Genomic DNA, 5,096 nt, shown 5'->3' with positions numbered 1-5,096 from the left:
ACGCCCGACCGGTGCGCGGCCTGCGCCCACCACCCCTCCCGCGCCCGGGACCACCGGGGCCCGGCCCCCCGCGGGCGTCCACACGCGGCCGTCCTCTCCTCCCCAGGCCGGCACCGGAGTAGGTGATCAACCCGCGCCCCCGGCTCCCGGAGGCGCCCTCCTCATCCCCGCCTACCCCGCCGCCGAGCGCGCCGTGCGGGCGCTCGGGCAGGCCGTGGCGTATGCGCAGTGGCGGCGGGAGGCCGCCGAGCCGGGCAGGGTTCCGGAGTACGACGACATCGACGAGCGGCGGGCCGCCGCGCTGATCGGCGGGATGCTCGCGCGCGGAGAGGGACTGACCCTCGGCACCGACGACACCTGCGAGCTGCTCGGCGCCTACGGCATCGACGTCCACCGCGCGATCCCCGCCCCGACCCCCGACGCCGCCGCCGAGGCCGCCCACGCCCTCGGCTACCCCGTCGCCCTCAAGGCCACCGCCCCGCACCTGCGCCACCGCGCGGACCTCGGCGGCGTACGCCTGGACCTCGCCGACGAGGAGCAACTGCGCCGGGCGTACACCGAGTTGACCGAGCTGTTCGGGACGGCCGAGGAACTGCGCCCCGTGGTGCAGCGGATGGCGCCGCGCGGGGTGGACACCGTCGTGCGCGCGGTGATCGACCCCGCCGCCGGAGCCGTCCTGTCCTTCGGACTCGCCGGGGCCGCCTCACAGCTGCTCGACGACACGGCGCACCGGCTGATCCCGGTGACCGACCGGGAGGCGACCTCCCTGGTGCGGTCCATCCGCACCGCCCCCCTGCTGTTCGGCTGGCGCGGCTCCGCCCCCGTCGACACCCCCGCGCTGGAGGAGCTGCTGCTGCGGGTGTCCCGGCTGGTCGACGACCACCCGGAGGTCGTCGCGGTCACCCTGGAGCCCGTCGTCGTCGCCCCGCACGGCCTGAGCGTCCTCGGCGCGTCCGTCCGCCTCGCACCCCCGCCCGCCCGCGACGACCTCGGCCCGCGGACCCTCCCCGCGTACTGACCCGTGGCGAGCGGTCCCTCGCAGTCAGTGGTCCCCCGTAGGATGGGCGTCATGGCCAAGACCAGTACGACGACCCAGGGGCTGCGGGCGGCGATCGAGCGCAGCGGCTACTACCCGGCCCTCGTGGCCGAGGCGGTGGAGGCCGCCGTGGGCGGCGAGCCCATCCGGTCGTACCTGGTCCATCAGGAGACGACGTTCGACCAGAACGAGGTCAGGCGGCATGTCACCGTCCTCGTCCTCACCGGCAACCGCTTCATCGTCAGCCACACCGACGAGCAGGCCGCGGACAGCACCTCCCCGACGCCGTACGCCACCACCTCCACCGAGTCGGTCAAGCTCGGCCGGATCTCGTCGATCGTGGTCAGCCGCGTCGTCGCCAACCCGGAGTCGTACACCCCGGGCACGCTCCCGCGCGAGATCGTGCTCACCATCGGCTGGGGCGCCGTCTCCCGCATCGACCTGGAGCCGGCCGCCTGCGGCGACCCGAACTGCGAGGCCGACCACGGCTACACGGGCAACTCCACGGCGGACGACCTGAGCCTGAGAGTCAGCGAGGCCGGCGACGGCCCGGAGACGGTGCGCCAGGCGCTCGCCTTCGCGCAGGCCCTCTCCGAGGCGACCGCGGACCAGACGCGCTGATGGCGCAGCCCACCCGCCCCACGCCGCCGTCGCACACGCCCGCCTGGGACCCGCACCCCGAGCCGCTCCCCCTGGACTCCGCGCCCCTGCCCGAGTACGGCAGCGGTTCGCTCGCCGACCTGCTGCCCACGCTCGCCGCCGGCATGGGCGTGCCCGGCATGTCCGCAGCGATCCCGGAGCTGACCCCCACCGACCGGAACTGCGTGTTCCTGATCGACGGTCTGGGCTGGGAGCAGCTGAAGGCACACCCGGACGCGGCTCCCTTCATGACGTCCCTGCTGGCCTCCTCGCGCGGCGGCACCGGACGCCCCCTCACCGCCGGCTACCCGGCGACCACCGCCACCTCCCTGGCCTCCATCGGCACCGGCCTGCCCCCGGGAGCGCACGGCCTGCCCGGCTACACCGTGCGCAACCCGGACACCGGCGAGCTGATGAACCAGCTGCGCTGGCAGCCCTGGACCCCGCCCGGCGCCTGGCAGCCGTACCCCACCGTCTTCGAGCTCGCCCACCGCGCGGGCGTGCACGCCGCCCAGGTGTCCTCCCCGGCCTTCGCGAACACCCCCCTGACCAAGGTCGCCCTCAGCGGCGGCACCTTCCACGGGCGGCTGACCGGCGAGGAGCGGATGGACTTCGCCGCCGAGCAACTGGCCGCCGGCGACCGGTCCCTGGTCTACACGTACTACTCCGAGGTCGACGGCTCCGGCCACCGCTACGGCGTCGACTCCGACACCTGGCGCGGCCAGCTGATGTACGTCGACCGCCTCGTGCAGCGCCTGGCCGAGCAGCTCCCGCCGCGCACCGCGCTCTACGTCACCGCCGACCACGGCATGCTCGACGTGCCCTTCGACGAGCAGCACCGCATCGACTTCGACGAGGACTGGGAGCTGAAGGCCGGCGTCGCCCTGCTCGGCGGCGAGGGCCGCGCCCGGCACGTCTACGCCGTCCCCGGCGCCGCGAACGACGTGCTCACCTGCTGGCGCGAGGTGCTCGGCGAGCAGTTCTGGGTGGCCTCGCGGGACGAGGCGATCGCGGCGGGCTGGTTCGGCCCCGCGATCGACGAGCGCGTGTACGACCGCATCGGCGACGTGGTCGCCGCCGCGCGGGACGACGTCCTGCTCATCGCCTCCCAGCGGGAGCCGAACGAGTCGCAGATGGTCGGCAACCACGGGTCGATGACCCCTGCCGAACAGCTCGTCCCGCTGCTCGAAGTACGCTCCTGACCGTCCCAGCCCCTGACTGATCTCCACCGAAAGGTGCTCTTCCCGCCATGCCCGAGCTGGTGTTCTTCTCCGGAACGATGGACTGCGGGAAGTCGACGCTGGCGCTCCAGATCGAGCACAACCGCTCGGCGCGCGGCCTGGTGGGCATGATCTTCACCCGCAACGACCGCGCGGGCGAGGGCAAGCTCTCCTCCCGCCTCGGCCTCGTCACCGACGCGGTGGAGGTCGCGGACGGCACAGATCTGTACGCCTACCTCGTCGACCATCTCTCGCAGGGCGGGCGCGCGGACTATGTGATCGCCGACGAGGCGCAGTTCCTCGCGCCGGAGCAGATCGACCAACTCGCGCGCGTGGTGGACGACCTGGAGCTCGACGTCTACGCCTTCGGCATCACGACCGACTTCCGCACCAAGCTGTTCCCCGGCTCCCAGCGTCTGGTGGAGCTGGCCGACCGGGTCGAGGTGCTCCAGGTCGAGGCCCTGTGCTGGTGCGGCGCCCGCGCCACGCACAACGCCCGCACGGTGGGCGGCGTGATGGTCGTCGAGGGCGCCCAGGTGGTCGTCGGCGACGTCACCGGCTCGGCGGACGAGATCGGCTACGAGGTGCTGTGCCGCCGCCATCACCGCCGCCGCATGACGGCGGCGACGGCCCGCGCGGCGGCGCTGTCGCCGGATGTGCTGCCGGTGTCGGCCACCTGACGGCCCCTTCCGGGGGCCGCGGTGGCCGCGATGGGCGCGGTGGCCCCGGTGCGCCAGGGTCTGCCGGTCCCGCAGGTTCGGGCGGTTCGCCGCGGGAAGTTCAGCTCGGCTGCTGCAGCAGCGAGAACCGTGCCCCCTCCGGGTCCGCGACCGCCGCCGTGCGGCCGTGGCTGCCGTCCCGGGGTGGCTTGAGGACCTGGCCGCCCAGATGGACGACGTGTTCCACCGCGTCGTCGAGATCGGCCACCGTGAAGTACGTCGTCCAGTGCGGCCCCCGGTCGCGCGGTACGGCGTTGCCCGCGCCGTACACGCCGGCCACCGGGCGGCCGTCCAGGTGGAGGGTGACGTAGTCGAGGTCGGCGGAGACCACCGGCTCCTCGTCGTAGCCGAACACCGTCTCGTAGAACTTGGCGACGCTCGCCGACTCGAAGGTCGTCAGCTCGTTCCACGCGGGTGTGCCGGGCACTCCGGTGACAGTTGTGCCGGTGTGCGCGGCCGCCTGCCAGATGCCGAACACGGCGCCCGAGGGGTCCGAGCCGATCGCCAGCCGGCCCGCCTCGGGGGCGTCCAGTGGGCCGACGCCGATCGTGCCGCCGCACGAGCGGACCGTCTCGGCCGTCCGGTCCACGTCGGAGGAGGCGAAATAGGGCGTCCAGGCGATGGGCAGATGACGGTCCGGCGGCAGCCGGCCGATGCCGGCCACCTCCTGGCCGTCGAGCAGGGCGCGCACATACGGGCCGAGCTGCTGGGGGCCCGGGCGGAACTCCCAGCCGAACAGTGCCTGGTAGAACTCCTGCGTCGCGTCCAGGCCGTGCACCATCAGGCTCACCCAGCAGGGTGTGCCGGGCGCGTGCCGAGCGGGCCGCTCGCCGTCGTGGCGGGCGGATCCCCGTGCGTCGGTCATCGTCACTCTCTTCTCGGCCGCCCTCGTGGTGGCCGTGCTCTTCTCGACCCTGGCGAGGGTCGCGTCGCATCCGCGGTACGGATCGTCCCCGGGCCGATCCGGCACCGGTCGTGGCGCCGTGCCCCTTCGGGTATGCCCCGAGTGTCGGCTCCTGTCCCCGGAGGATGCCCGATGTCCGGCTCCTCGCCCTTTTCGGCGCGCTTGCGGCCGGGTGTCGATCGCTTGTACAGCATGTGGCCGATCCCGTACGCCTCGTGATCGTGCCTGCCCGGCCGAGCAGAGTAGCCGGACCTGGACGAGACGGCCACCCCGTGCGCGAGGATGGTGGCCATGAACGCCATCATTTCCGCATCCGAACTCGCGAGCGAACTGGCGGGCGGTAATCCGCCGGTGCTGCTCGATGTCCGCTGGCAGCTCAGTGTGGCCAAGGCGGGCGGTGAGCCGCCGTTCGACGGGCGGGCCGCTTATCTGGACGGGCACCTTCCGGGGGCCGTGTTCGTCGATCTTGACAAGGAGTTGGCCTCGGCGCCGGGGGAGCGGGGGCGTCATCCGCTGCCGGATCTGGGGGTGTTCGGGGCGGCGATGCGGCGGGCGGGGGTGTCACGCGGGCGGCCTGT

General features: G+C 73.6%; 5 protein-coding genes and 1 pseudogene. 5 read left to right on the top strand and 1 reads right to left on the bottom strand.

Annotated elements, in window-relative coordinates:
• From N4P33_RS32625 to N4P33_RS32610, 4 genes are all read left to right on the top strand, one after another.
• On the top strand, positions 1-1,018 hold a 1,018-nt coding region (locus N4P33_RS32625; RefSeq protein ID WP_260830551.1), incomplete at its 5' end, for an acetate--CoA ligase family protein.
• Between the two features lie 51 nt (positions 1,019-1,069).
• Positions 1,070-1,657, top strand: a complete 588-nt coding sequence (locus N4P33_RS32620) for a DUF5998 family protein (protein ID WP_260830550.1) — start codon at positions 1,070-1,072, stop codon at positions 1,655-1,657.
• Positions 1,657-2,877 carry an alkaline phosphatase family protein gene (locus tag N4P33_RS32615; protein WP_260830549.1) on the top strand — a complete coding sequence of 407 codons (1,221 nt, stop codon included), beginning with the start codon at positions 1,657-1,659 and terminating at the stop codon, positions 2,875-2,877. Before N4P33_RS32620 ends, N4P33_RS32615 begins: the two co-directional genes overlap by 1 nt.
• A 47-nt stretch (positions 2,878-2,924) precedes the next feature.
• Complete coding sequence (locus N4P33_RS32610) at positions 2,925-3,575, top strand: thymidine kinase (RefSeq protein WP_260830548.1); 651 nt, start codon at positions 2,925-2,927, stop codon at positions 3,573-3,575.
• A gap of 100 nt (positions 3,576-3,675) precedes the next feature.
• On the opposite strand, the gene N4P33_RS32605 is transcribed toward N4P33_RS32610, so the two are convergent.
• Entirely contained in the window at positions 3,676-4,479 is an 804-nt protein-coding gene (locus tag N4P33_RS32605) for a VOC family protein (RefSeq protein ID WP_260830547.1), read from the bottom strand.
• Between the two features lie 330 nt (positions 4,480-4,809).
• Between N4P33_RS32605 and N4P33_RS32600 the strand changes: the two are divergent.
• Positions 4,810-5,096, top strand: a pseudogene (locus N4P33_RS32600) (sulfurtransferase); the annotation flags it as partial.

Origin of the sequence: Streptomyces sp. 15-116A (assembly GCF_025290915.1) — a bacterium.
Taxonomy (GTDB): Bacteria; Actinomycetota; Actinomycetes; order Streptomycetales; family Streptomycetaceae; genus Streptomyces.
Note: the sequence above shows the minus strand (reverse complement) of the source record. Positions and strands in the feature narration are given on the sequence as shown.